The organism is Pseudomonas aeruginosa, assembly GCF_001457615.1.
Lineage (GTDB): Bacteria > Pseudomonadota > Gammaproteobacteria > Pseudomonadales > Pseudomonadaceae > Pseudomonas > Pseudomonas aeruginosa.
This window is the reverse complement of sequence record NZ_LN831024.1, coordinates 1,857,995-1,881,499: the sequence shown is the minus strand read 5'-3', so window position 1 is coordinate 1,881,499 and position 23,505 is coordinate 1,857,995. Positions and strand designations below refer to the sequence as shown.

Genomic DNA, 23,505 nt, shown 5'->3' with positions numbered 1-23,505 from the left:
GCTGTTAAATATCGACCAGGTTGATTTATAAACAGGCACCACCTAGTCTTTCGGTGAGAGAACGCTCTATTTCGCGATCTTGCAGGTCAGCTTGATCCGCAACTTGATGATGTCGCGGCCGAACTGCGCGGTGAAGTTGCTGTTCTGCCCGGGCTGGATCACGCCCTTGCGCACTTTCGGGGTCTCCGGGCCGTTGCGGAACACCGCCGTGCACTCTGCCGCCTGGCCTCCCAGGTTGGTGAGAAGGATCGCGCCCATGTCGCGCCCGATGTCCTGGGTGCTGTAGGAGACCTCGGTGCCGTTGAGTTGCGGGTCGACCTCGATCGGATAGGCGAAAGCGGACAGGGGCAGCAGCGATAGTGCGAAACAGCAAAGCCTTTTCATGGCCGGACTCCCGGTAGCGACAGATGGAAAAATGGCAACACCCTGAAAACCACGGCATCCCGTACGTCAAGAGAATGGACAGCTACCCCGTACAGGACGCCGACGACACGATAAGCGAAGTCGCCCCTCCGGCGCACTCGTCATCGCCTGCCGGCCGCGGAAACGCCGGCGAGGCATCCCTGCATTCGAGGAGGCGGAAATGAAAGCGCCACGCGTAACCCTGGACCAATGGCGGACCCTGCAGGCGGTGGTCGACCACGGCGGCTTCGCCCAGGCCGCGGAAGCCCTGCACCGCTCGCAATCGTCGATCAGCTATACCGTGGCGCGCATGCAGGAACAGCTCGGCGTGCCGCTGCTGCGCATCGACGGACGCAAGGCGGTGCTGACCGAGGCCGGCGAAGTATTGCTGCGCCGTTCGCGGCAACTGGTCAAGCAGGCCGGGCAACTGGAGGAACTGGCGCACCACATGGAACAGGGCTGGGAACCCGAGGTGCGCCTGGTGGTGGACGCCGCCTACCCCACCGCGCGGATCGTCCGCTCGCTGTCCGCCTTCATGCCGCAGAGCCGCGGCTGTCGCGTGCTGCTGCGCGAGGAAGTGCTCTCCGGCGTCGAGGAAGCGCTGATCCAGGGCGCCGCCGACCTGGCGATCAGCGGCCTGATCATTCCCGGCCACCTCGGCGCCGACCTCAGCGTGGTCGAGTTCGTCGCCGTGGCCCACCCCGACCATCCGCTGCACCGCCTGCAACGCGAACTGACCCACCAGGACCTGGAAACCCAGATGCAGGTGGTGATCCGCGACAGCGGCCGGCTACAGCCGCGCGACCACGGCTGGCTGGGCGCCGAACAGCGCTGGACGGTGGGCAGCCTGGCTACCGCGGCGACCTTCGTCGGCAACGGCCTGGGCTTCGCCTGGCTGCCGCGACACATCATCGAGCGCGAACTGCAGAGTGGCCAGCTCAAGCCGCTGCCGCTGAGCCAGGGCGGCGTGCGGCAGAGCCGCTTCTACCTCTACACCAACAAGGAAAAGCCGCTCGGCCCGGCCAGCCAGATCCTCATGGAAATGCTCAAGTCGTTCGCCAACGTACCGCTCAACGCGCCCTTCGCGGCGCCCGAACCGGCCGCCGAGTGAACGCAGATGCCTGACTTCCAGCACCGCGACTGCACCCTCGTCTACGACGACCACCCCGGTCCCACCGAGCGCGCGCCGGTCCTGCTGCTGCACGGTCTCGGTTCGAGCGCCCGCGACTGGGAATACCAGTTGCCGGCCCTGCTGGGCCACTACCGCCTGCTGGTCCCGGACCTGCGCGGCCACGGCCGCTCCGGCAAGCCGCGCGGCGGCTACAGCATGGCCGGCTTCGCCGAGGACTGCGCGGCGCTGCTCGACCGGCTCGGCTGCGGCCCGGTACACCTGGTCGGCATCAGCATGGGCGGGATGATCGGCTTCCAGTTGGCCTGCGACCGACCCGACCTGCTGCGCAGCCTGACCATCGTCAACAGCACTCCGGAAGTCATCCCGCGCAAGCCTCGCGAACATCTGGAGGTGGCCAAGCGCAAGCTCCTCTCGCGCCTGCTCAGCCTGCGGACCATCGGCCGCGCCCTCGGCCGGCTGTTGTTTCCCAAGGCGGAACAGGCCGGGCTGCGAGAGAAGATCGAGGCGCGCTGGGCGGAGAACGACAAGCGCGCCTACCTGGCCAGCCTCGACGCGATCATCGGCTGGGGCGTGCAGGAACGATTGGCCGAGATCGCCTGTCCGACCCTGGTGATCAGCGCGGATCGCGACTACACGCCGGTATCGCTGAAGCAGGCCTATTGCGAGCGGATCGCCGACGCCCGCCTGGTGGTGGTGGAGGACTCCCGCCACGCCACGCCGATGGACCAACCCGAGATTTTCAACACCACCCTGCTCGGCTTCCTCGCCGATATCGATAAAACCAAGGAACAACCATGCTCAAACGTCTCCTGATCGCCGCCTGCACCCTGCTCTTCGCCGGTTCCCTGCTGGCCGCCACGCCTGCCGCCAAGCCGCACGTCCTGATCGCCACCAGCCTCGGCGAGATCGAGGTAGAACTCGATCCGGCCAAGGCGCCGATCAGCGTGAAGAACTTCCTCGAGTACGTCGACAGCGGCTACTACGACGGCACCCTGTTCCACCGCGTGATCCCGGGCTTCATGGTGCAGACCGGCGGCTTCAGCGCCGGCATGCAGGAGAAGAAGACCCGTGCACCGATCAAGAACGAGGCCGACAACGGCCTGCTCAACGAGCGCGGCACCCTCGCCATGGCCCGTACCGGAGTGGTCGATTCGGCCACCAGCCAGTTCTTCATCAACCTGACCGACAACGACTTCCTCAACCATGGTGCCCGCGACTTCGGCTATGCCGTGTTCGGCAAGGTGGTGCGTGGCATGGGCGTGGTCGACCAGATCGCCAAGGTTCCCACCACCCGCCGCAACGGCTTCGCCGACGTGCCGAGCGACGACGTGGTGATCCTGTCCGCCAAACGCCTCTGAGTCCAGCCGCAGGGGCTTGATCCGGCGGGCCCAGGACGGGCCCGCTCCAGAAGAGAGCCATCATGCTTTATCGTCGTTTCGAACGTCTGATCGACCCGTTCCGCAGTGCTTCCGAACGCATGCCGCCCAGCGAAGTGCTGCGTTTCTATGTCTACTTCCTGCGCCAGGTCTGGCCGGTGTTCCTGGCCCTGCTGGTGGTCGGCCTGATCGTCGCGCTGATCGAGGTGGCGCTGTTCAGCTACCTCGGCCGCATCGTCGATCTCGCCCAGAGCACGCCCAGCGCGGAGTTCTTCCGCGTGCACGCCAACGAACTGATCTGGATGGCGGTGGTGGCGCTGGTCCTGCGCCCGCTGTTCAACGCCCTGCACGACATGCTGGTGCACCAGAGCATCAACCCGAGCATGACCAACCTGATCCGCTGGCAGAACCACCGCTACGTGCTCAAGCAGAGCCTCGGCTTCTTCCAGAACGATTTCGCCGGGCGCATCGCCCAGCGCATCATGCAGACCGGCAACTCGTTGCGCGATTCGGCGGTGCAGGTGGTGGACGCCCTCTGGCACGTGCTGATCTATACCGTCAGCGCCCTGGTGCTGTTCGCCGAGGCCGACTGGCGCCTGATGATCCCTCTGGTGCTGTGGGTGTTCGCCTACGTCGGCGCCCTCGCCTACTTCGTTCCCCAGGTCAAGCGCCGCTCGGTGGAGGCCTCGGATTCGCGCTCGAAGCTGATGGGGCGGATCGTCGACGGCTACACCAACATCACCACGCTGAAGCTGTTCGCCCACACCCGCCAGGAAGAGGACTACGCCCGCGAAGCGATCGGCGACCAGACCCTCAAGTCGCAACGCGCCGGGCGCGTAGTGACCTCCATGGACGTGACCATCACGGTGATGAACGGCGTGCTGATCACCGGCACCACCGGCCTGGCCCTGTGGCTGTGGAGCCAGGAGCTGATCTCGGTGGGCGCCATCGCCCTGGCCACCGGGCTGGTGATCCGCATCAACAACATGTCCGGCTGGATCATGTGGGTGGTCGGCGGCATCTTCGAGAACATCGGCCAGGTCCAGGATGGCATGCAGACCATCGCCCTGCCGCGCAAGGTGGTCGACCGCGAGGACGCCCAGCCGCTGCGGGTAGAGCGCGGCGAGGTGGAGTTCGAGCACATCGCCTTCCACTACGGCAAGGGCAGCGGCGTGATCCAGGGTCTCGACCTGAAGGTCCGGCCCGGCGAGAAGATCGGCCTGGTCGGACCTTCCGGCGCCGGCAAGTCGACCCTGGTCAACCTGCTGCTGCGCCTGTACGACCTGGAGAGCGGACGCATCCTGGTCGATGGCCAGGACATCGCCGGGGTGACCCAGGAAAGCCTGCGCGCGCAGATCGGCATGGTCACCCAGGACACCTCGCTGTTGCACCGTTCGATCCGCGACAACCTGCTCTACGGCCGCCCCGGCGCCAGCGACGCGGAACTCATGGAAGCGGTGCGCAAGGCTCGCGCCGACGAGTTCATCCCGCTGCTCAGCGACGCCGAGGGCCGCCGCGGCTTCGACGCCCATGTCGGCGAACGCGGAGTGAAGCTCTCCGGCGGCCAGCGCCAGCGCATCGCCATCGCCCGGGTGCTGCTCAAGGACGCGCCGATCCTGATCCTCGACGAAGCGACCTCGGCGCTGGACTCGGAAGTCGAATCGGCGATCCAGGAAAGCCTGGAGACCCTGATGCAGGGCAAGACGGTGATCGCCATCGCCCACCGCCTGTCGACCATTGCGCGCATGGACCGCCTGGTGGTGCTGGACAAGGGCCACATCGCCGAAAGCGGCACGCATGCCGAGTTGCTCGCCCATGGCGGCCTCTATGCGCGCCTCTGGCAACACCAGACCGGCGGCTTCGTCGGCGTCGACTGAAGCCTCGGCACCGGGCGGCGGCTCGCGCCGCCCGGCCTGGGTGACCTTGTCAAAGGCTCTGCAACGGGCCTTTTCGCGGCAATCATCACCGCCGTCGATCTCGACTAGCACGCGCTTCGATTTTTTCCGCCAGCGAAACGGTGTTCTTATCGAACCCGTGCCCCGGCTCGATCCCGACGCCTGCCGCATCGTCCCCGTCCACCTGGCGTCGGCCACGGACGACCAAGGATGCCAGTGCTCGGTACCGGGGATTTCGCCCCATCGCTACGGAGAATCACAGAATGAAACTTGCCTCTGTCGTGTCCGCCGTCATCACCAGCCTCGCCCCCATGGCCTTCGCCCAGGACGTGGACAAGGACCCGGGCCGCGGCCTGCCGGTCGAGGAATACCACTACGGCATGCAACTGGACGTGAAGAATGTCCTGCACCGTACCGACAATTCGACCAGGACCGGCGTAGTGCCGGTGACCGTGGTCTACGAGGACCATAGCGGCGAGCTGCACAAGATCCGCTTCCTCGAATGGGGCGGCAGCACCAGCAACGGCTGAGCGGACGCCACGCCCTATCGTTCCGGCCCCCTTCAGGCCTGGCGGTAGGGCAACAGGCCGTGGGCCTCCTCGGCGTAGGCGCGCACACCCGCCCGCTCCTGTTCGAGGAACTGCGCCACGGCATCGCGCAGACCGGGATGCGCCAGGTAGTGCCAGGAGCGCGTCAGCACCGGCTCGAAACCGCGGATCAGCTTGTGTTCGCCCTGGGCGCCGGCGTCGAAGCGCGCCAGGCCGGCGCCGATGGCGAATTCCAGGCCCTGGTAGAAGCAGGTCTCGAAGTGCAGCCGGTCGAACTCGGCCAGGCATCCCCAGTAGCGCCCGTACAGGGTATCTCCAGCGACCAGGCTGAACGCCATCGCCACCGGCTTGCCACGCTGGTGGGCGAAGACCACACGGATCGCCTCCGGCATGCGCTCGGCCAGCAGGCCGAAGAACTCGCGGCTCAGGTAGGGATCGCGGTCGCGCACCAGGTAGGTGTTGGCGTAGCAGAGATAGACGAAATCCCACTCCAGTTCGGACAACTGGCCGCCTTCCCGCCATTCGAACTCGATGCCCTGTCCGCCGACCTGTTCGCGCTCCTTGCGCAGTTGCTTGCGCTTGCGCGAACTGAGGGCCTCGAGGAAGTCCTGGAAGTCCCGATAGCCGCGGTTGTGCCAGTGGTACTGGCAACCCAGGCGTTCGAGCCAACCGTCACGCGCGGCAAGCAAGGTGTCCGCCCGGGCGTCGGTGAAATTCACATGGATGCTCGACAGACCGCTCGCCTCGGCCTCCTCGCCAAGGGACGCGAGCAGCCCCTGCAACCCTTCGTCCTCGCCCAGCAGGCGCGCACCGGCGACCGGGGTGAAGGGCACCCCTACCAGCAGCTTCGGGTAGTAGCGGATACCGGCCCGCTGGCAGGCGTCGGCCCAGCTCCAGTCGAACACGTATTCGCCGTACGAGTGCGCCTTCACATAGGCCGGCAGCGCCGCGCACAGCCGCCCTTGCGGATCGCGCAGCACGCGATGAGCCGGGCGCCAGCCGGTAGCGGGCGTCACGCTGTGGCTGTCTTCCAGCGCGGACAGGAAAGCATGACGCAGGAATGGCTGGGCGGGAGGCAGCAAGGCGTCCCACTCGGCGGCGTCGATATCGGCAAGGGTGGCAAGCGTCTGGATCGGCATGCGCGCCAGTCTGGCGCGAGACGCAAGGCAAGTGAAGCCGGTCGATGGAAAAAAGCGCCCGGCGGACCCGCGATGAAACCGCCCTTCTCCAAGCGAAGGCTTCGATCCATCCTACGTAGAGCGCATAACGCCAACGGCGTTATCCGCCGATACCCCGCCGCAACGGCGGAGCGAAAGCTGGGAACCCTCCGCGTAGGGCGAATAACGCCGGAGGCGTTATCCGCCGATACCCGCCGCGACGGCATTCCCGATCGGGCCCTAGATCATGCCCAGCAGCAACAGGACCAACAGCACCACCAGCAATGCGCCGATGATCCCCGAGGGCCCGTAGCCCCAGTTGCGCGAATGAGGAAAGACCGGCAGGCCGCCGATCAGCAGCAGGATCAGGATGATCAGAAGAATCGTACCGAGACTCATGGGCGTCGCTCCTGTTCGGCTCATGGGGCAAAGGGCGGGAGATTCCGCCCTTGTAGTTCTCGACCCCCGCCGAGCAACGAAGATTCAATAAATCCGCGACCTCCAGCCTCAGTGGATGACCTTGGGCGCCGGCCCCTTGAGCAGACGCATGAACATCAGCGCCACCGCCTGGGCGTCGCCGAGGGCGGTGTGGCGACCGCTGACCGGCACATCCAGGGCCCGCGCCAGGGTGTCGAAGCGCAGGTCGATGTGTGCGTCGGGAAAATGCCGGCTGACCTTCCGGTGGTACAGCGACGAAATCTCGATGGAGGGGTTGTGCAACTGTCGGTCGAGGAGCTGGCGCAGGTGCCGGTTCAGCACGGCGACATCGAACGACAGATAGTAGCCCAGCAGCGGTCGGTCGCCGATGAACGCCAGCACCTGGCGCAGGGCCTGCTCCAGCTGCAACTGTCCCTCCAGGTCGGCGCGGCGCAGCTTGTGGATGCGGATCGACTCCGCATCCAGGCTCGGCGGCGGCTCGACGTAGAGTTCCAGGCGCTCGCCCATGACCAGTTTGCCGCGCCGCACCAGCACCGCGCCGATGCTGAGGATGTCGGCACGACGCGGGTCGAGGCTGGTGGTCTCGAGATCGAGGGAGATCACTTCCTCCGCCTCGACCGCCTCGTGCATCCACCAATACAGCCGGCGGCGCCAGCCCGGCCAGCGGCTGTCGGGCAACTTGACCATGGTGTTCATCGGGTCTCCAGGTGGAATTGACGGGCCACGCTCTGCTTGAACTTCTTCACCACATGCAGGCCGTAGCGCAGCATGTCGCGATCGTGGCGGCTCATGCCGCTGACGTCCAGGCCCTGCTGGCGACCGTCGCGTTGGCCGGCCAACTGGCGGGTCAGGCGCAGTTGCAGGAACAGCTCGAAAGACTCGCTCAGGTCGTCCGCCAGGCGTGCTTCGAGGACCTTGTGTCGCTTCAGCGCCTCGATCCGTGCCAGGGTCCCGCGGGTCTCCAGGCCTTCGCGCAGGGCCAGGGTGCGGATGCCGTGGACGATGGGGAAGATCCCGCCGCGCTTGAGATCGAGGCGGGCGTCCTGGGTTTTCAGCTGGCCGAGGAAGGTCAGCGGCGTATCGAATTGCAGGGCCGCCGCCGCGATATCCGCCAGCCAGCGCTCGCCGCCGTCGGCGAAACCGCGCAGTTGCCGACGCAACGGCTCGAACAGCTGCAGGTTGCCGGCCACCGGCCAGGCATCGGCCAGGATCGACAGGCGCAACAGCTGCTCCGGCTTGCCCTCCAGCAGCGTCCCGCGCAGCTCCGCCTGCCAGGCCGCCAGCGGCTTGCACCATTCCGGCCGACTGGCCATCACCCCTCCGGGACAGGGCGGATAACCGAACTCCAGCAAGGCCGCGCTGAAGCGCTGCATCATCGCCAGGGCCTGTTCCTGCGGCAGATCGTCGGCCAGGACCAGGGCATTGTCCTGGTCGGTCTTCAGCAACTGCTCGCCGCGTCCTTCGCTGCCCATCACCAGCAAGCAGCAGCGCCCGCGCAGGGTTGGCGGCAGCAACAATTCGAAAAGCCGTTCGAGCAATTGCTCGTTGAGCGCGCTGACCAGCTGCATGATGAAGCGCAGGCGGATACCGTTGCCGGCCAGGGTAGCGATCAGGGTGTCCAGGGTTTCCGCGCAGCGGCGCAGGTCGCCGAGGTCGTCGGCGCGGGCGATGCGCAGCGCCAGGACGTGGGAATGGGTGGAGAACAGGCTGAGCACCTGGGTCAGGTGCAACAGGCCGATCACCTGACCGTCCTCCGTGACCGCGACCCGCTCGATACGCTGGCGCGTCATGAGGATCATCGCGTCGAACAGGAAATCGCCCAGTTCGACGCTGGCCAGCGGACCATGGGCCAACGGCCCGATAGCCTCCAGCTCGCTGCGCCCGTCGCGGAAGTGCGCGCTCATGAGGTCGGTGCGGGTGACGATGCCGAGCTCGGGCCCGTCCCTCTCCAGCCGCACCAGCAGGGCATCGGCGCCGTGGCTCAATTGCAGGCGCGCGGCGTCGCCGAGGGACAGCGAGGCCTCCACCTCCAGCGCCGGCAGCAAGTGCTCGCGGGCGATGCGGGTAAGGATGAACTCGGCAAGGTTCTGCCCGTCGCGCTGGGCCAACTGGCGCTTGGCCGCCAGGTCGGCCTGGAAGAACCGGGCGAAACCCGGGTTCTCCCCGCACAACTGGTGGAAGCAACTGGCCGGCAGTTCGTAGACGATGCTTTCCTCGATCGCCAGGTAGCGATGCTTGCTGCTGCCGGAAAACAGCCCGCGGACGTCGAACAGGTCGTCCGCGGCGTACTGGGCGAACACTCGCCCGTCGTCGCCGCGCTCCTCGACCACGCCCTTGAGCAGGACGAACAGCCCGGGGACCGCCGAACCGGCCTCCAGCAAGGTTTCCCCCGGCGCGTAGTAGCCTACGCTGAGGGCCTGCTTGAGGGTCTCGCGCTGATGGGGACGCAACTGGTCGAAGGGCGGCGAGGCGAAGTTGAAACTGTCAGGCATGGCTCATCTCGCTGTAACCGGGACGCTGAAACGAAAGGCGGCGGACCGGAAATCCGGCCGCCGCCTCGGGCTACGTCTTCACGTAGCGCTTAGTGGGCCACCGCGCCAGAGGCGCCCAGGCCGGTCTGGGAACGGATGAACTGCGGGAAGAAGCGCGCCCGCTCCTCGTCGGCCGCCGCCGACTTGTCGGTGATGGAGAAGAACCAGATACCGACGAAGGCGACGATCATCGAGAACAGCGCCGGGTACTCGTACGGGTAGATGGCTTTCTCGTGGCCGAGGATCTGCACCCAGATGGTCGGGCCGAGGACCATCAGGCCCACCGCGGTGATCAGGCCCATCCAGCCGCCGATCATGGCGCCGCGGGTGGTCAGCTTCTTCCAGTACATGGAGAGCAGCAGCACCGGGAAGTTGCAGCTGGCGGCGATGGAGAAGGCCAGGCCGACCATGAAGGCGATGTTCTGCTTCTCGAAGAGGATGCCGAGCACGATGGCGACCACGCCCAGGGCCACGGTGGTCATCTTCGAGACCCGCAGCTCGTCCTTCTCGTTGGCCTTGCCGCCCTTGAACACGCTGGCGTACAGGTCATGGGAGACGGCCGAGGCCCCGGCCAGGGTCAGCCCGGCGACCACCGCGAGGATGGTGGCGAAGGCCACCGCCGAGATGAAGCCGAGGAACAGGCTGCCGCCCACCGCGTCGGCCAGGTGCACCGCCGCCATGTTGTTGCCGCCGATCAGCGCGCCGGTGGCGTCCTTGAAGTCCGGGTTGGTGCTGACCAGCAGGATCGCGCCGAAACCGATGATGAAGGTCAGGATGTAGAAGTAGCCGATGAAACCGGTGGCGTAGAACACGCTCTTGCGCGCTTCCTTGGCGTCGCTGACGGTGAAGAAGCGCATCAGGATGTGCGGCAGCCCGGCGGTGCCGAACATCAGCGCGAAGCCCAGGGAGAATGCCGAGATCGGATCCTTGACCAGGCCGCCCGGACTCATGATCGCCTCGCCCTTCGGATGCACCTTGATGGCTTCGGAGAACAGCGTGCTGACGTCGAAGTTGACGTGCTTGAGCACCATGATCGCCATGAACGAGGCGCCGGAAAGCAACAGCACGGCCTTGATGATCTGCACCCAGGTGGTCGCCAGCATGCCGCCGAACAGCACGTAGAGCACCATCAGGATGCCCACCAGGACCACCGCGACATGGTAGTTGAGGCCGAACAGCAGCTCGATCAGCTTGCCGGCGCCGACCATCTGCGCGATCAGGTAGAACGCCACCACCACCAGCGAGCCGCAGGCCGACAGGGTGCGGATCTGCTTCTGCTTGAGGCGGTAGGAGGCGACGTCGGCGAAGGTGTACTTGCCCAGGTTGCGCAGGCGCTCGGCGATGAGGAAGAGGATGATCGGCCAGCCGACCAGGAAGCCGATCGAGTAGATCAGGCCGTCGTAGCCGGAAGTGAAGACCAGCGCCGAAATACCCAGGAAGGATGCCGCCGACATGTAGTCGCCGGCGATCGCCAGGCCATTCTGGAAGCCGGTGATGCGGCCGCCTGCGGCATAGTAGTCGGCCGCCGAGCGGTTGCGCTTGGATGCCCAGTAGGTGATGCAGAGGGTCGCGCCGACGAAGGCGACGAACATGACGATGGCCGAGACGTTCAGCGGCTGGCGCTGCACGTCGCCGGTCAGCGCGTCGGCCCAGAGGGCCGGAGCGAAGGCCGCAAGGCCGAGCGCGGCAAGGAGACGAGCGATCATTGCTGCGCCTCCTTGAGGATTTCCTGGTTCAGGCTGTCGAACTCGCCGTTGGCGCGACGCACGTACAGGCCGGTCAGGATGAACGCGGCAAGGATCAGTCCGACACCCATCGGGATGCCCCAGGTCACGGACGAATCGGGACTGATACGCGCGCCCAGCAGCTGCGGCTGGAAAGCGATCAGCAGGATGAATATCACGTAGAGGCCAAGCATGATCGAAGAAAGTATCCAGGCGAAACGCTCTCGCTTGGCCACCAACTCCTTGAAGCGCGGATTGGTATCAATCCGCTGGTAGATGCTGTCGTTCATTGTTTTTATCCTCACAGCGGGGTGACGCGGAATGTCGTCGATATCCACTGTAGGACGCTGGTGCAAGCGCTCCAGACGACTTTAGTCGTAGCGTTTCGCCAGCCGCTCTAGACCGGTATTCCCGGGCCTTCCGGCAGATTCCGGAGCCAGCCTTCGGCAAGGAAAAACGCCGTGCCCGGTTGCCCGGGCACGGCGTTCCCCGATCGAACCAGCCGTGCTACTGCACCCAGTCCTTGACCCGTCCCGGGTTGGCCGCCACCCACTGCTTCGCCGCATCCTCGGGTTTGGCGCCCTCCTGGATCGCCAGCATCACCTGGCCGACCTCGTTGCCATCCCTCCAGCCGAACTTCTTCAGGAACTCCCAGACCGGCTTGGCCTTGGCCTCCAGCGCCGGGTTGGCGACGGTGTCGACATGCTCGGTATCGCCATAGACCTTCTTCGGATCGTCGAGGAACTTCAGCTTCCACTTGGCGAACATCCAGTGCGGAATCCAGCCGGTCACCACCACCGGCTTCTTCTCGTTCTCGGCACGGGTCAGCTCGGCGATCATGCCGCTGCCGGAACTGGCCACCAGCTTGTAGTCGAGGCCATATTGCTTGATCGCCTCGTCGGTCTTGATCATCACCCCGGCGCCGGCATCGATGCCCACCACGCGCCCGCCGAAAGCGTCCTTCTGCGCCTGGAGGTCGGCGATGCTGTTGGCGCTCACGTATTCGGGGACGATCAGGCCGATGCGTGCATCCGGGTAGTTGATGGCAAGGTTGACCACCTTATCCTTCATCTTCTCGTAGTAGGCGCCGTGGGTGCCCGGCAGCCAGGCCGAGAGCATGGCATCGAGCTTGCCGCGCGCCACGCCCTGCCACATGATCCCCGCCGCCACCGGCATCAGCTTCACCTCGTAGCCGAGCTTCTCGCGGATCACCTCGGCGGCCACATGGGTGGTCGCCACGCTGTCCGACCAGCCGTCCACGTAACCGATGGTGATCACCGGCTTGTCCGCCGCGGCCGCCATCCCCACAGCCGCCGACATTGCCAGGCCCGCACTCCAGCACAACAGTCGTCGCATCATTCGCATCAGACGTACCCCTTGTTCTATGCCGACGGGGACGCTCCCCGGCGGTCGCGGCACTCTGCGGTGCCGCCGTCCATCATCGGCGCGCCCGGACGGCGGACTGCTCTGAGAACGACACCCATCGCACCCGATAACGACATGCCTCGAACTGCGCTGCGGCACGCTGCGGATGTGCTCCGAGACAGTGCGATCGAAGCGCTCTATGCACTCGATTGGACAGGCCGATTTCCGCTTGGCCGAGCGCCTGGATAGGCTTTCGCCAAAGAGGAATGATTCTCGATCAAAGGAGAGCAGCCATGCTCAAGACCCTGACCTTCACCGTCATGCACTTCATCATCGCCTTCAGCGTGGCCTATGCGCTGACCGGCAGCATAGCGGTCGGCGGGCTGGTGGCGGCGGTCGAGCCGCTGTGCAACTCGGTCGGTTTCTACTTCCACGAGAAGATCTGGAAACGCTTCGAGAAAGACGGCGCGCCGCGCCCGGCCAGCGCCCATGGCTGGCTGCACCGCCACGCCTGAAGGGATATTCGCGAGGCACGGCAAGAGGCGGGAAAGACCGATTGGAACGCTGGCTGCAATAACCCACTGCACTACTGAGGCTTGCAGTTGTCATAGCGGCAGTATATTCACTCAGTACTTTTCCCTCGAAGGGATTCCCCCGATGCCCCACTTCCTCCGTTTCGCTGCCCTGCTCGGCGGCCTCGCCCTCGGTTGTGCCAATCTGGCGCAGGCCCGGGACGTGGACGCCGCGAGCTACGGCTATCCACTGACCAACCCGTTCGAGGCGACCATCGCCACCACGCCGCCGGAACTGCGTCCCGAGCTTCCGCACAGCGAGGACATCGACCAGAAGGACTACAGCCTGAAATTGCGCCCGGAGCGCGAGTTCGCCCTGCCGGACAACTTCTGGCCGGTGAAGAAGCTGCGCTACCGCCTGGCCCGCCAGGATCATGCGGCGCCGCTGATCTTCATCATTGCCGGGACTGGCGCCCACTACGCCAGCAGCTTCCCGGAATACCTGAAGAAGCTCTTCTACCAGGCCGGCTACCACGTGGTGCAGTTGTCCTCGCCGACCAGTTGGGACTTCATGGCCAGCGCCTCGCGCTTCGCCACACCGGGCTTTTCCAGCGACGACGCCGATGACCTGTACCGGGTGATGCAGGCGGTGCGCGCGCAGCAGCGCGACCTGCCGGTGACCGACTATTACCTCACCGGCTATAGCCTGGGGGCGCTGAACGCCGCGTTCGTCAGCCACCTCGACGAAAGCCGCCGGAGCTTCAACTTCAAGAAAGTGCTGCTGCTCAACCCACCGGTGAACCTCTACACCTCGGTGAGCAACCTCGACAAACTGGTGGAAACCCAGGTCAAGGGCATCACTGACTCGCGCACCTTCTACGAGGTGGTGCTGAGCAAGCTGACCCGCTACTTCCGGCAGAAAGGCTACGTCGACATCAACGACGCCATGCTCTACGACTTCCAGCAGTCGAAGCAACGCCTGAGCAACGAAGAAATGGCCATGCTGATCGGCACCTCGTTCCGCTTCTCCGCCGCCGACATCGCCTTCACCTCGGACCTGGTCAACCGTCGCGGCCTGATCACCCCGCCGAACTACCCGATCAACGAAGGCACCAGCCTGGAGCCCTTCTTCAAGCGCGCGCTACAGTGCGACTTCGAGTGCTACATGACCGAGCAACTGATCCCGATGTGGCGAGCCCGTTACGACGGCGGCAGCCTGACCCAACTGGTCAACCAGGTCAGCCTCTACAAGCTGCAGGACTATCTGCACGACAGCCCGAAGATCGCCGTGATGCACAACGCCGACGACGTCATCCTCGGCCCGGGCGACCTCGGCTTCCTCCGCCGAACCTTCGGCGAACGCCTGACCGTCTATCCCTATGGCGGTCACTGCGGCAACCTCAACTACAAGGTCAACGCGCAGGACATGCTGGACTTCTTCGCCACGCCCGCTGCCGGACAGACCCAGGTCGCCAGCGCGGCCCTCACCCAGCAGGCAGGAAACTGATCGATGAGCCGAACCGCACACTGGATGTTCGCCCTTCTGCTGAGCGCTGCCGCCAGCGCCCAGGCCGACGAGGCCGCCGCGCCGGCCGAACTGCCGCCACGCCAGCTCGACGGCGACGGTTTCAGCCGTCCACTGGACCAACTCAAGTTCAATCCCGGCCTGGATCAACGCGAATTCGAGCGCGCCACCCTCGACGCACTGAACATGTACGATCCCTGGGAATCCTGGAACCGCCGGGTCTACCACTTCAACTATCGCTTCGACGAGTGGGTGTTCCTGCCCGTGGTACGAGGCTACGAATACGTCACCCCGCACTTCGTCCGCAGCGGCGTGAGCAATTTCTTCGACAACCTCGGCGACGTGCCCAATCTGCTGAACAACCTCGCCCAATTGAAGGGCAAGGCGGCGATGGAAACCACCGCGCGGCTGCTGTTCAACACCACCTTCGGTGTGCTCGGCCTGTGGGACCCTGCGACCAGGATGGGCCTGCACAAGCGCAGCGAGGATTTCGGCCAGACCCTCGGCTTCTACGGCGTGGGCAGCGGCCCCTACCTGGTGCTGCCGATCCTCGGCCCGTCCAACCTGCGCGACACCGGCGGACTGGTGGTGGACTACGTCGGCGAATACCAGGTGAACTACCTCAACGTTCCCCAGGCCAGCGGCGACCACCCGGAGATCACCGCCCTGCGCGTGGTGGACAAGCGCTACAACACCAGCTTCCGCTACGGCCAGATGAATTCGCCGTTCGAGTACGAGAAACTGCGCTACATCTATACCGAGGCGCGCAAGCTGCAGATCGCCGAGTGAGACGAAGAACCGCCGCCCTGGTGCGGCGGTTTCTTTTTCTCAAAACAATCCAATAACTCGATAGGAATCACACAAAACTCGCATCCATATATCGAGCACAGAGGACTATCATCGAGCCATACACGAACCAGGAGGTTCCCATGACCCGCTACCGTGATGTCCTCGAACTGCATACCGGCCACCCCGCCTCCGATGGCGCCGGCGTCCGCCTGACCCGCGTGATCGGCGGCCCTTCCCCGGAACGCTTCGACCCGTTCCTGATGCTCGACCAGTTCGATACCCAGAACCCGGATGACTATGTCGCCGGTTTCCCTTCGCACCCGCACCGCGGCTTCGAGACCGTGACCTACATGCTCGAAGGGCGTATGCGCCACGAAGACCACCTCGGCAATCGCGGCCTGCTCAAGCCCGGCGGCGTACAGTGGATGACCGCCGCCCACGGCATCATCCACAGCGAGATGCCGGAACAGGTGGAAGGCGCGATGCGTGGCTTCCAGCTGTGGGTCAACCTGCCGGCGAAGAACAAGCTGGCCCCGGCCGGCTATCACGATATCGAGCCGGAAGACGTGCCGCGCCTGGAAACCGCCGGAGGCGTGAAGGTCACGGTGATCGCCGGTCGCTTCGACGACGGCCAGGCGCAGCAGATCGGCGCCGTGGAAAGGCCGGACACCGAGCCGCACTACTACGACCTGCAACTGCCTGCCGGCGGCCGCATCGCCCCGCGCCTGCCGGACGGCCATCGCGTTCTGCTGTACGTCTACGAAGGCAGCCTGACGGTGGAAGGCGAACGCCCGGTGGAAATCGCCACCAATCGCCTGGCTCGGCTGTCCGAAGAAGGGGAACTGAGCCTGCGCAGCGAAGCCGGCGCCCGGGTACTGGTGCTCGCCGGCAAGCCGTTGCGCGAGCCGATCGTCCAGTACGGTCCGTTCGTGATGAACAGCCGCGAGGAAATCGAGCAGGCGCTACGCGACTATCGCGACGGTGTCCTGGCCGTCTGAGCCGTGCGCGAGCCGCCCTTCGGGGCGGTTTTTTCCTTCCGCCTGTCCCGTCCTGAATAAGGTTTACCGCTCGATCCGCAGGAAGCGCTCCAGTTCCGCCCGCTTGCCCATCGCATCGTGGTAGCCCAGTTCGATCAGTTCGCTGCAATAGCCGCGCTCGAACAACAGGTAGCTCAATACCCCCGCCCCGCTGGCGCGGGTCGCTCCGGGACCGCGCAGGAAAAGCCGCAGCACCCGCGACAGCTCCCGGTAGTGCCGCGCGGCGATCTCGTCCAGCGGCCGGCTCGGCGACACCAGCAATACCTCCACCGGCTCCAGCCCACCCGCCTGGCGGCGCACCTCCGGCGCCACCAACTGGCCGATCTGGTTCATCCGCTGCAACTGCTCGATGTCGCCTTCCAGGCTGTCGATGAAGGTGCTGTTCAACAGGTGGGCGCCGATCTGCGCCAGGCTCGGCGGTCGGTCGGACGGCGGCAGGCCGGTCATGGCACTGTCGCCACCGGTGGCCGGGTTGCCGCTGACGCCGATCACCAGCACCCGCGTGGCGCCCAGGTGCAACGCCGGGCTGATGGGCGCCTGGGAACGCACCGCGCCGTCGCCGAAGTATTCGCGGTTGATCCGCACCGGCGGGAACAGCAGCGGGATCGCCGCGCTGGCCAGCAGGTGCCGAAGCTCCAGGCGGGTGGGAATGCCCAGGCGCCGATGGCGTACCCAGGGATCGATGGTCGCGCGCCCCTGGTAGAAGGTCACCGCCTGCCCCGACTCGTAGCCGAACGCGGTCACCGCCACCGCGCGCAACTGGCGCTGGCGCACCGCCGCATGAATCCCGGAAAAATCCAGCTCACGTGCCAGCAGCTCATGCAACGGCCGGTTGTCCAGCAACGCCACCGGCACCCGCCGCCCCAGGCCGAGCAGGCTATGGCCGAGGAAGCGCGAGGCCTGGCGGGTCACGCCCGGCCAGTCGCTGCGATAGACATGTTCGGTGCGGAATCCCTGCCAGACCGCGGTCAGGCGCTGGATCGCCTGGCGGAATTGCAGGGCGCCGCAAGCCAGGCCAACGGCGTTGATGGCGCCGGCGGAAGTACCGACGATGACCGGGAAAGGATTACCGGCACTGTCCGGCAGCAGGTCGGCGATGGCGGCCAGGACCCCGACCTGGTAGGCCGCGCGGGCGCCGCCCCCGGAAAGGATCAGGCCGGTGAGCGGCGGACGTGGGGCAAGGGGATCGGACACAGCGGGGCTTCCGTCATGAACTGCGGCGAGTATAGCCAGACCCCGCGCGCGTCCGGAATGCCCGTCCTCAGCGCTTGCGCCGTTTCGGATAGAGCTTGGCTTCGCCTGGCGGGCGGGTCTTGAAACGCCGGTGCGCCCACAGGTACTGCTCGGGCTGCTGGCGCACGCAGCGCTCGACCCACTGGTTGATCCGCAGGCAATCGGCTTCCTCGCTCTCGCCGGGGAAGTCCTCCAGCGGCGGGTGGATGGTCAGGCGATAACCGCTGCCATCGGTCAGGCGGCTCTGGGTGAACGGCAACACCCGCGCCCGGCCCAGGCGGGCGAACTTGGTGGTGGCGGTGACGGTGGCCGCCGGGATGCCGAACAGCGGCACGAACAGGCTCTGCTTGGCGCCGTAGTCCTGGTCCGGTGCGTACCAGATGGCGCGGCCGCCACGCAGCACCTTGAGCATCGAGCGCACGTCCTCGCGCTCGATGGCGGTGGCATCGAGGTTGTGCCGCTCGCGGCCACGGCGCTGGACATAGTCGAACACCGGATTGTCGTGCTCACGGTACATGCCGTCGATGGTGTGCACCTGGCCGAGCAGCGCCGCGCCGATCTCCAGGGTGGTGAAATGCAGGGCCATGAGGATCACCCCCTCGCCCTGCGCCTGGGCCTCGCGCAGATGCTCCAGGCCTTCTATATGGGCAAGACGGGCCAGGCGCGCCTTCGGCCACCACCAGCTCATGGCCATCTCGAAGAAGGCGATGCCGCTGGAGGCGAAGTTCTCCTTCAGCAGACGCTCGCGTTCGGCGGGCGACTTTTCCGGAAAGCACAGTTCGAGGTTGCGCGCGGCAATCTCGCGGCGCGAGCCGACCAAGCGGTACATCAGCGCCCCCAGGCCACGGCCGAGCATCAGCAGGACGGGATACGGCAACTGCACCACCAGCCAGAGCAGTCCCAGGCCGAACCAGAGCGGCCAGTAGCGGGGATGGAGGAAAGCGCTGGAGAAACGGGGGCGATCCATGGACGGTTCCGACGACGATCAAAGCCCGCCATTCTACCCTGCCCGCCGTCCCGGCGGGACGCCGCGTTGCCGATCGACGCCGCCCCGGCTATCTGCCACGCTTGCGGGCATCCGGCGTTCTCGTTATAAGTCCCTGCAATTCAACGACCGACAAGCCCCATGAGCCAAGCCGACCTCCTCGATCAAGACCCCGTATTCCAGCTCAAGGGCAGCATGCTCGCGGTGACCATCCTCGAACTGGCGCACAACGACCTGGCGAGGCTCGAACGGCAACTCGCCGACAAAGTGGCGCAAGCGCCCAACTTCTTCCGCGACACCCCCCTGGTCATGGCCCTCGACAAGCTGCCCGAAGGCGAAGGCCGCCTCGACCTGCCGGCGCTCCTCGAGGTCTGTCGCCGCCACGGCCTGCGCACCCTGGCGATACGCGCCGGGCGCGAGGAGGACATCGCCGCCGCCCAGGCCCTGGACCTGCCGGTGCTGCCGCCCTCGGGCGCCCGCGAACGACCGCTGGACATCAAGGACAGCGCCCCGCGCAAGCCTGCCGAAGAGCCCAGCCCGAGCGCCGGTGAAGCCAGGCCCGAGCCGGCCAAGGCGGAAGAGAAGCCCGCCGAGCCCGTCAGCCGCCCGACCAAGGTGGTGAAGACCCCGGTGCGCGGCGGCATGCAGATCTACGCCGCCGGCGGCGACCTGATCGTGCTGGCCGCGGTCAGTCCCGGCGCGGAACTTCTCGCCGACGGAAACATCCATGTGTACGGCCCGATGCGCGGACGCGCACTGGCCGGCGTGAAAGGCGACGCCACGGCGCGAATCTTCTGCCAGCAGCTGGCCGCCGAACTGGTCTCCATCGCCGGTAACTACAAGGTCGCGGAGGACCTGCGACGCAGCCCGCAGTGGGGCAAGGCAGTGCACGTCAGCCTGTCGGGTGACGTGTTGAACATCACCCGCCTTTAACGGATACTGCCGCCACTTTCAGGGACCAGAATTCTTACGTTTTTCATTGGGGTGAATCACCTTGGCCAAAATTCTCGTAGTCACTTCCGGTAAGGGTGGCGTCGGTAAAACCACCACCAGCGCAGCTATCGGCACCGGCCTGGCCTTGCGCGGTTTCAAGACCGTCATCGTCGACTTCGACGTCGGCCTGCGTAACCTCGACCTTATCATGGGCTGCGAACGCCGCGTGGTGTACGACTTCGTCAACGTCGTCAACGGCGAGGCCACCCTCACCCAGGCCCTGATCAAGGACAAGCGCCTCGAAAACCTGCATGTCCTGGCCGCCAGCCAGACCCGCGACAAGGACGCCCTGACCAAGGAAGGCGTCGAGAAAGTCATGGCCGAACTGCGCAAGGATTTCGAATACATCATCTGCGACTCCCCGGCGGGCATCGAGAAAGGCGCCCACCTGGCCATGTACTTCGCCGACGAAGCGATCGTCGTGACCAACCCCGAGGTTTCCTCGGTACGCGACTCCGACCGCATGCTCGGCCTGCTGGCAAGCAAGTCGCAGCGCGCCGAGAAAGGCGAGGAGCCGATCAAGGAACACCTGCTGCTGACCCGCTACAACCCGGAGCGCGTCACCAAGGGCGAGATGCTCGGCGTCGACGATGTCGAGGAGATCCTCGCCATCCGCCTGCTCGGGGTGATCCCGGAATCCCAGGCCGTGCTCAAGGCGTCGAACCAGGGCGTGCCGGTGATCCTCGACGAGCAGAGCGACGCCGGCCAGGCGTACAGCGATGCGGTCGACCGCCTGCTCGGCAAGGAAATACCGCATCGATTCCTCGATGTGCAGAAGAAAGGATTCCTGCAAAGACTGTTCGGAGGACGTGAATGAGCCTTTTAGACTTCTTTCGCAGTCGGAAATCGCAGAACAGCGCTTCCATCGCGAAAGAACGACTGCAGATCATCGTTGCCCACGAACGTGGCCAGCGCGCACAGCCGGATTATCTGCCCCAGTTGCAGAAAGACCTGCTGGAAGTGATCCGCAAGTACGTACCGATCGACCAGGAGCAGATCCAGGTGGAACTGGAGAACCAGGGCAACTGCTCGATCCTGGAACTCAACATCACCCTGCCGGATCGTTGATTCGCCCAGGGTCCATACTGCGGCGGCCATTGGCCGCCGCAGTCGTTTCACCGAGCCTGCCCGCCAGGCTCCCTGCCGCCTCCCGGCGATGAGCCCGTTCGCTATGCCGCTGTCCCAGATCCGAATCGTTCACCAGGATGACGCCCTGCTGGTGGTCGACAAGCCCACCCTGCTGCTGTCGGTGCCCGGCCGCGCCGATGACAACAAGGACTGCCTGGTCACCCGCCTGCAGGAAAACGGCTATCCCGAGGCCCGCATCGTCCACCGCCTGGACTGGGAAACCTCCGGCCTGATGGTGCTCGCCCGCGACGCCGACAGCCACCGCGAGCTGTCCCGCCAGTTCCACGACCGCGAGACCGAGAAAGCCTATACCGCCCTTTGCTGGGGCCTGCCGGAACTGGACAGCGGGCGCATCGAGCTGCCGCTGCGCTACGACCCGCCGACCAAGCCGCGTCACGTGGTGGACTTCGAGCACGGCCGCCACGCCCTGACCTTCTGGCGTGTGATCGAGCGTCATGAACGCTGGAGCAGGGTCGAGCTGACGCCGATCACCGGCCGTTCGCACCAGTTGCGCGTGCACATGCTCTCCATCGGCCATCCGCTGCTCGGCGACCGCCTCTACGCCAACCCCGAAGCCCTCGCCGCCCACGAACGCCTGTGCCTGCACGCCAGCCTGCTGTGCCTGACCCATCCGCAGAGCGGCGAACGCCTGCGCTTCGAGTCGCCGGCGCCGTTCTGAGCCTTCCCCGCCGCGTCCCGGCCCGCCGGGACGCCGCCCGCCGATTTCCGGTACCCCGTCTTGCCATACAACGACCAGCTTCCGCTTTTTCTGGCCGGCCCCGCCGCCAACGACCTGAACCCCGTCGGACAATACGATAGACTGCATGGATTGCCGTCCGGAGCCACTATGCGCGCAGAACTCAACCAGGGCCTGATCGATTTCCTCAAGGCCTCGCCCACGCCTTTCCATGCCACCGCCAGCCTCGCCCGCCGCCTGGAAGCCGCCGGCTACCGCCGCCTCGACGAGCGCGACGCCTGGCACACCGAAACCGGCGGCCGCTACTACGTGACCCGTAACGACTCGTCGCTGATCGCCATCCGCCTGGGCCGTCGCTCGCCCCTGGAAAGCGGCTTCCGCCTGGTCGGCGCGCACACCGACAGCCCCTGCCTGCGGGTCAAGCCGAACCCGGAGATCGCTCGCAACGGCTTCCTCCAGCTCGGCGTCGAAGTCTATGGCGGCGCCCTCTTCGCCCCCTGGTTCGACCGCGACCTGTCGCTGGCCGGGCGCGTCACCTTCCGCGCCAATGGCAAGCTGGAAAGCCGCCTGGTCGACTTCCGCAAGGCCATCGCGGTAATCCCCAACCTGGCCATCCATCTCAACCGCGCCGCCAACGAGGGTTGGCCGATCAACGCGCAGAACGAACTGCCGCCGATCATCGCCCAACTGGCGCCGGGCGAGGCCGCCGACTTCCGCCTGCTGCTCGACGAACAGCTGCTGCGCGAGCACGGCATCACCGCCGACGTGGTACTGGACTACGAGCTGTCGTTCTACGACACCCAGTCCGCCGCGGTGGTAGGTCTCAACGACGAGTTCATCGCCGGGGCGCGCCTGGACAACCTGCTGTCCTGCCACGCCGGCCTGGAAGCCCTGCTCAACGCCGAAGGCGACGAGAACTGCATCCTGGTCTGCACCGACCACGAGGAAGTCGGTTCCTGTTCGCATTGCGGCGCCGACGGTCCGTTCCTCGAACAGGTACTGCGCCGCCTGCTGCCGGAAGGCGACGCCTTCAGCCGGGCGATCCAGCGCTCGCTGCTGGTCTCGGCCGACAACGCCCATGGCGTACACCCGAACTACGCCGACAAGCACGACGCCAACCATGGCCCGGCGCTGAACGGCGGTCCGGTGATCAAGATCAACAGCAACCAGCGCTATGCCACCAACAGCGAAACCGCCGGCTTCTTCCGCCACCTCTGCCAGGACAGCGAAGTGCCGGTGCAGAGCTTCGTGACCCGCAGCGACATGGGATGCGGCTCGACCATCGGCCCGATCACCGCCAGCCAGGTCGGCGTGCGCACCGTCGACATAGGCCTGCCGACCTTCGCCATGCACTCGATTCGCGAGCTGGCCGGTAGCCATGACCTGGCGCACCTGGTCAAGGTGCTCGGCGCCTTCTACGCCAGCAGCGAGCTGCCCTGAGCGCCAGGCGCGCTCACGCCCCGGGCATTCGCCCGGGGCCACTCAGGCGTGCGCAGCGTGCCATTCGCTGCGCAACAGCGTGTAGATCGCATGGTCGTGGGCACGCCCGGCGATGATCTCGTTGGCCCGGATCACTCCGTCGCGCCGGAAGCCCTGGCGCTCGGCGGCGCGCTGGCTGCGCAGGTTCTCGGTGGAACAGCGGATCACCAGGCGCTGCCGGTCGTAGCCAAGGAAACCCAGCTCGATCGTCTTCCCCAACGCCCTGGCCAGCAGCCCGCGCCCTTGCGCGGACGCCGCCAGCCAGTAGCCGATGCTGGCGCTGCGACTGTCCTCGGTGAAGTCGTGCAGGTCGATGACGCCGACCAGGCATCCGGATTCTACGATCCCGCAGCGGCAGCTCCTGCGCTCCGCCCACAACCGCTGGCCTTCGCCAATGAAACGGCGGGTATCGTCCACGCTCTGCGTCAGCGGCACCCACGGCATCCAGGGCGCCAGGTGCTCGCTGTTGGCACGTACCAGGCGGAACAGTTCCTCCGCGCGCGGCTGGTCGAGCAGCTCCAGGTGCAGGTCGGACGAAATCGGCAGTATGAACATGCGA

25 protein-coding genes are annotated in these 23,505 nt (G+C 66.0%); 14 read left to right on the top strand and 11 right to left on the bottom strand.

Translation table 11 applies throughout. From position 1 onward, the window contains the following. Positions 1–66 precede the first annotated feature (66 nt). Positions 67–384 carry a hypothetical protein gene (locus tag AT700_RS08705; RefSeq protein WP_003091533.1) on the bottom strand — a complete coding sequence of 106 codons (318 nt, stop codon included), beginning with the start codon at positions 382–384 and terminating at the stop codon, positions 67–69. Positions 385–583: 199 nt separating this feature from the next. Between AT700_RS08705 and AT700_RS08700 the strand changes: the two genes are divergently transcribed. The 5 genes from AT700_RS08700 to AT700_RS08680 all read left to right on the top strand — a co-directional run bounded on the left by AT700_RS08700 (position 584) and on the right by AT700_RS08680 (position 5,335). Continuing rightward, positions 584–1,513: a LysR family transcriptional regulator gene (locus AT700_RS08700; RefSeq protein ID WP_003091534.1), complete on the top strand. Its 930-nt coding sequence runs from the start codon at positions 584–586 to the stop codon at positions 1,511–1,513. Between the two features lie 6 nt (positions 1,514–1,519). Beyond that, a complete protein-coding gene (locus tag AT700_RS08695) occupies positions 1,520–2,347 on the top strand; it encodes an alpha/beta fold hydrolase (protein ID WP_003119699.1) in 828 nt (275 codons plus the stop codon). After that, positions 2,329–2,892, top strand: a complete 564-nt coding sequence (gene ppiA / locus AT700_RS08690) for a peptidylprolyl isomerase PpiA (RefSeq protein WP_003114812.1) — start codon at positions 2,329–2,331, stop codon at positions 2,890–2,892. The genes AT700_RS08695 and ppiA overlap by 19 nt, the downstream gene beginning before the upstream one ends. 62 nt (positions 2,893–2,954) lie before the next feature. Then, on the top strand, positions 2,955–4,787 hold the full coding sequence (locus tag AT700_RS08685) for an ABC transporter ATP-binding protein (RefSeq protein WP_003109184.1): 1,833 nt from the start codon (positions 2,955–2,957) through the stop codon (positions 4,785–4,787). A 281-nt stretch (positions 4,788–5,068) separates the two neighbouring features. Continuing rightward, positions 5,069–5,335, top strand: coding sequence for a DUF2790 domain-containing protein (locus tag AT700_RS08680; protein ID WP_003091540.1), 267 nt, complete (start codon positions 5,069–5,071; stop codon positions 5,333–5,335). 32 nt (positions 5,336–5,367) lie between these two features. Here AT700_RS08680 and AT700_RS08675 read toward each other — a convergent pair whose 3' ends face one another. The 7 genes from AT700_RS08675 to AT700_RS08645 all read right to left on the bottom strand — a co-directional run bounded on the left by AT700_RS08675 (position 5,368) and on the right by AT700_RS08645 (position 12,568). Further along, entirely contained in the window at positions 5,368–6,492 is a 1,125-nt protein-coding gene (locus AT700_RS08675) for a GNAT family N-acetyltransferase (protein ID WP_003114811.1), read from the bottom strand. Positions 6,493–6,750: 258 nt separating this feature from the next. Continuing rightward, on the bottom strand, positions 6,751–6,909 hold the full coding sequence (locus AT700_RS08670) for a DUF3309 family protein (protein ID WP_003109182.1): 159 nt from the start codon (positions 6,907–6,909) through the stop codon (positions 6,751–6,753). Positions 6,910–7,017: 108 nt separating this feature from the next. Continuing rightward, positions 7,018–7,644, bottom strand: a complete 627-nt coding sequence (locus tag AT700_RS08665) for a 3'-5' exonuclease (RefSeq protein ID WP_003114810.1) — start codon at positions 7,642–7,644, stop codon at positions 7,018–7,020. Beyond that, complete coding sequence (locus AT700_RS08660; protein ID WP_003116398.1) at positions 7,641–9,440, bottom strand: cyclic nucleotide-binding/CBS domain-containing protein; 1,800 nt, start codon at positions 9,438–9,440, stop codon at positions 7,641–7,643. The genes AT700_RS08665 and AT700_RS08660 overlap by 4 nt, the downstream gene beginning before the upstream one ends. An 89-nt stretch (positions 9,441–9,529) precedes the next feature. Further along, positions 9,530–11,185: a cation acetate symporter gene (locus AT700_RS08655; protein ID WP_003091546.1), complete on the bottom strand. Its 1,656-nt coding sequence runs from the start codon at positions 11,183–11,185 to the stop codon at positions 9,530–9,532. Further along, a complete protein-coding gene (locus AT700_RS08650) occupies positions 11,182–11,493 on the bottom strand; it encodes a DUF485 domain-containing protein (RefSeq protein WP_003091547.1) in 312 nt (103 codons plus the stop codon). The genes AT700_RS08655 and AT700_RS08650 overlap by 4 nt, the downstream gene beginning before the upstream one ends. A gap of 217 nt (positions 11,494–11,710) precedes the next feature. Further along, entirely contained in the window at positions 11,711–12,568 is an 858-nt protein-coding gene (locus AT700_RS08645) for a glycine betaine ABC transporter substrate-binding protein (RefSeq protein ID WP_003452840.1), read from the bottom strand. Between the two features lie 293 nt (positions 12,569–12,861). On the opposite strand from AT700_RS08645, the gene AT700_RS08640 reads away from it, so the two are divergent. The 4 genes from AT700_RS08640 to AT700_RS08625 all read left to right on the top strand — a co-directional run bounded on the left by AT700_RS08640 (position 12,862) and on the right by AT700_RS08625 (position 16,392). Continuing rightward, entirely contained in the window at positions 12,862–13,083 is a 222-nt protein-coding gene (locus tag AT700_RS08640; protein WP_003091551.1) for a DUF2061 domain-containing protein, read from the top strand. A 142-nt stretch (positions 13,084–13,225) separates the two neighbouring features. Then, on the top strand, positions 13,226–14,587 hold the full coding sequence (locus AT700_RS08635; protein ID WP_003114807.1) for an alpha/beta fold hydrolase: 1,362 nt from the start codon (positions 13,226–13,228) through the stop codon (positions 14,585–14,587). A 3-nt stretch (positions 14,588–14,590) separates the two neighbouring features. Next, positions 14,591–15,394: a VacJ family lipoprotein gene (locus AT700_RS08630; protein WP_003114806.1), complete on the top strand. Its 804-nt coding sequence runs from the start codon at positions 14,591–14,593 to the stop codon at positions 15,392–15,394. A gap of 140 nt (positions 15,395–15,534) precedes the next feature. After that, positions 15,535–16,392 carry a pirin family protein gene (locus AT700_RS08625; RefSeq protein WP_048520896.1) on the top strand — a complete coding sequence of 286 codons (858 nt, stop codon included), beginning with the start codon at positions 15,535–15,537 and terminating at the stop codon, positions 16,390–16,392. A gap of 63 nt (positions 16,393–16,455) precedes the next feature. Here the strand turns inward: AT700_RS08625 and AT700_RS08620 are convergent, their stop codons facing one another. Both AT700_RS08620 and AT700_RS08615 read right to left on the bottom strand, forming a co-directional pair. Continuing rightward, entirely contained in the window at positions 16,456–17,625 is a 1,170-nt protein-coding gene (locus tag AT700_RS08620) for a patatin-like phospholipase family protein (protein WP_003091575.1), read from the bottom strand. Between the two features lie 67 nt (positions 17,626–17,692). After that, a complete protein-coding gene (locus AT700_RS08615) occupies positions 17,693–18,631 on the bottom strand; it encodes a lipid A biosynthesis lauroyl acyltransferase (protein WP_043089790.1) in 939 nt (312 codons plus the stop codon). Between the two features lie 159 nt (positions 18,632–18,790). Here AT700_RS08615 and minC point away from each other — a divergent pair, with 159 nt between their 5' ends. The 5 genes from minC (at position 18,791) to AT700_RS08590 (ending at position 22,907) form a co-directional block, all read left to right on the top strand. Further along, the gene (gene minC / locus AT700_RS08610) at positions 18,791–19,582 is read left to right on the top strand and encodes a septum site-determining protein MinC (protein ID WP_003114802.1); all 792 of its coding nucleotides are present in this window, start codon (positions 18,791–18,793) and stop codon (positions 19,580–19,582) included. Positions 19,583–19,643: 61 nt separating this feature from the next. After that, on the top strand, positions 19,644–20,459 hold the full coding sequence (gene minD / locus AT700_RS08605) for a septum site-determining protein MinD (protein ID WP_003091579.1): 816 nt from the start codon (positions 19,644–19,646) through the stop codon (positions 20,457–20,459). Then, positions 20,456–20,710: a cell division topological specificity factor MinE gene (gene minE, locus AT700_RS08600; protein WP_003091581.1), complete on the top strand. Its 255-nt coding sequence runs from the start codon at positions 20,456–20,458 to the stop codon at positions 20,708–20,710. Before minD ends, minE begins: the two co-directional genes overlap by 4 nt. 103 nt (positions 20,711–20,813) lie before the next feature. Next, the gene (locus tag AT700_RS08595) at positions 20,814–21,449 is read left to right on the top strand and encodes an RluA family pseudouridine synthase (protein ID WP_003114801.1); all 636 of its coding nucleotides are present in this window, start codon (positions 20,814–20,816) and stop codon (positions 21,447–21,449) included. 168 nt (positions 21,450–21,617) lie between these two features. Beyond that, the gene (locus tag AT700_RS08590) at positions 21,618–22,907 is read left to right on the top strand and encodes a M18 family aminopeptidase (protein WP_003119692.1); all 1,290 of its coding nucleotides are present in this window, start codon (positions 21,618–21,620) and stop codon (positions 22,905–22,907) included. A 42-nt stretch (positions 22,908–22,949) separates the two neighbouring features. On the opposite strand, the gene AT700_RS08585 is transcribed toward AT700_RS08590, so the two are convergent. Continuing rightward, positions 22,950–23,501, bottom strand: a complete 552-nt coding sequence (locus AT700_RS08585) for a GNAT family N-acetyltransferase (protein ID WP_003114799.1) — start codon at positions 23,499–23,501, stop codon at positions 22,950–22,952. Positions 23,502–23,505 lie beyond the last annotated feature (4 nt).

Bases quoted from the DNA above. Each gene is read 5' to 3' on its own strand.
- minC (WP_003114802.1), top strand. From the start codon at position 18,791: ATGAGCCAAGCCGACCTCCTCGATCAAGACCCCGTATTCCAGCTCAAG.
- AT700_RS08705 (WP_003091533.1), bottom strand. From the start codon at position 384: ATGAAAAGGCTTTGCTGTTTCGCACTATCGCTGCTGCCCCTGTCCGCT.
- AT700_RS08660 (WP_003116398.1), bottom strand. From the start codon at position 9,440: ATGCCTGACAGTTTCAACTTCGCCTCGCCGCCCTTCGACCAGTTGCGT.
- minE (WP_003091581.1), top strand. From the start codon at position 20,456: ATGAGCCTTTTAGACTTCTTTCGCAGTCGGAAATCGCAGAACAGCGCT.
- AT700_RS08695 (WP_003119699.1), top strand. From the start codon at position 1,520: ATGCCTGACTTCCAGCACCGCGACTGCACCCTCGTCTACGACGACCAC.
- AT700_RS08635 (WP_003114807.1), top strand. From the start codon at position 13,226: ATGCCCCACTTCCTCCGTTTCGCTGCCCTGCTCGGCGGCCTCGCCCTC.
- AT700_RS08615 (WP_043089790.1), bottom strand. From the start codon at position 18,631: ATGGATCGCCCCCGTTTCTCCAGCGCTTTCCTCCATCCCCGCTACTGG.
- AT700_RS08625 (WP_048520896.1), top strand. From the start codon at position 15,535: ATGACCCGCTACCGTGATGTCCTCGAACTGCATACCGGCCACCCCGCC.
- AT700_RS08670 (WP_003109182.1), bottom strand. From the start codon at position 6,909: ATGAGTCTCGGTACGATTCTTCTGATCATCCTGATCCTGCTGCTGATC.
- AT700_RS08700 (WP_003091534.1), top strand. From the start codon at position 584: ATGAAAGCGCCACGCGTAACCCTGGACCAATGGCGGACCCTGCAGGCG.
- AT700_RS08630 (WP_003114806.1), top strand. From the start codon at position 14,591: ATGAGCCGAACCGCACACTGGATGTTCGCCCTTCTGCTGAGCGCTGCC.
- AT700_RS08680 (WP_003091540.1), top strand. From the start codon at position 5,069: ATGAAACTTGCCTCTGTCGTGTCCGCCGTCATCACCAGCCTCGCCCCC.
- AT700_RS08595 (WP_003114801.1), top strand. From the start codon at position 20,814: ATGCCGCTGTCCCAGATCCGAATCGTTCACCAGGATGACGCCCTGCTG.
- AT700_RS08645 (WP_003452840.1), bottom strand. From the start codon at position 12,568: ATGCGAATGATGCGACGACTGTTGTGCTGGAGTGCGGGCCTGGCAATG.
- AT700_RS08655 (WP_003091546.1), bottom strand. From the start codon at position 11,185: ATGATCGCTCGTCTCCTTGCCGCGCTCGGCCTTGCGGCCTTCGCTCCG.
- AT700_RS08585 (WP_003114799.1), bottom strand. From the start codon at position 23,501: ATGTTCATACTGCCGATTTCGTCCGACCTGCACCTGGAGCTGCTCGAC.
- AT700_RS08590 (WP_003119692.1), top strand. From the start codon at position 21,618: ATGCGCGCAGAACTCAACCAGGGCCTGATCGATTTCCTCAAGGCCTCG.
- AT700_RS08685 (WP_003109184.1), top strand. From the start codon at position 2,955: ATGCTTTATCGTCGTTTCGAACGTCTGATCGACCCGTTCCGCAGTGCT.
- AT700_RS08650 (WP_003091547.1), bottom strand. From the start codon at position 11,493: ATGAACGACAGCATCTACCAGCGGATTGATACCAATCCGCGCTTCAAG.
- AT700_RS08640 (WP_003091551.1), top strand. From the start codon at position 12,862: ATGCTCAAGACCCTGACCTTCACCGTCATGCACTTCATCATCGCCTTC.
- ppiA (WP_003114812.1), top strand. From the start codon at position 2,329: ATGCTCAAACGTCTCCTGATCGCCGCCTGCACCCTGCTCTTCGCCGGT.
- AT700_RS08665 (WP_003114810.1), bottom strand. From the start codon at position 7,644: ATGAACACCATGGTCAAGTTGCCCGACAGCCGCTGGCCGGGCTGGCGC.
- AT700_RS08675 (WP_003114811.1), bottom strand. From the start codon at position 6,492: ATGCCGATCCAGACGCTTGCCACCCTTGCCGATATCGACGCCGCCGAG.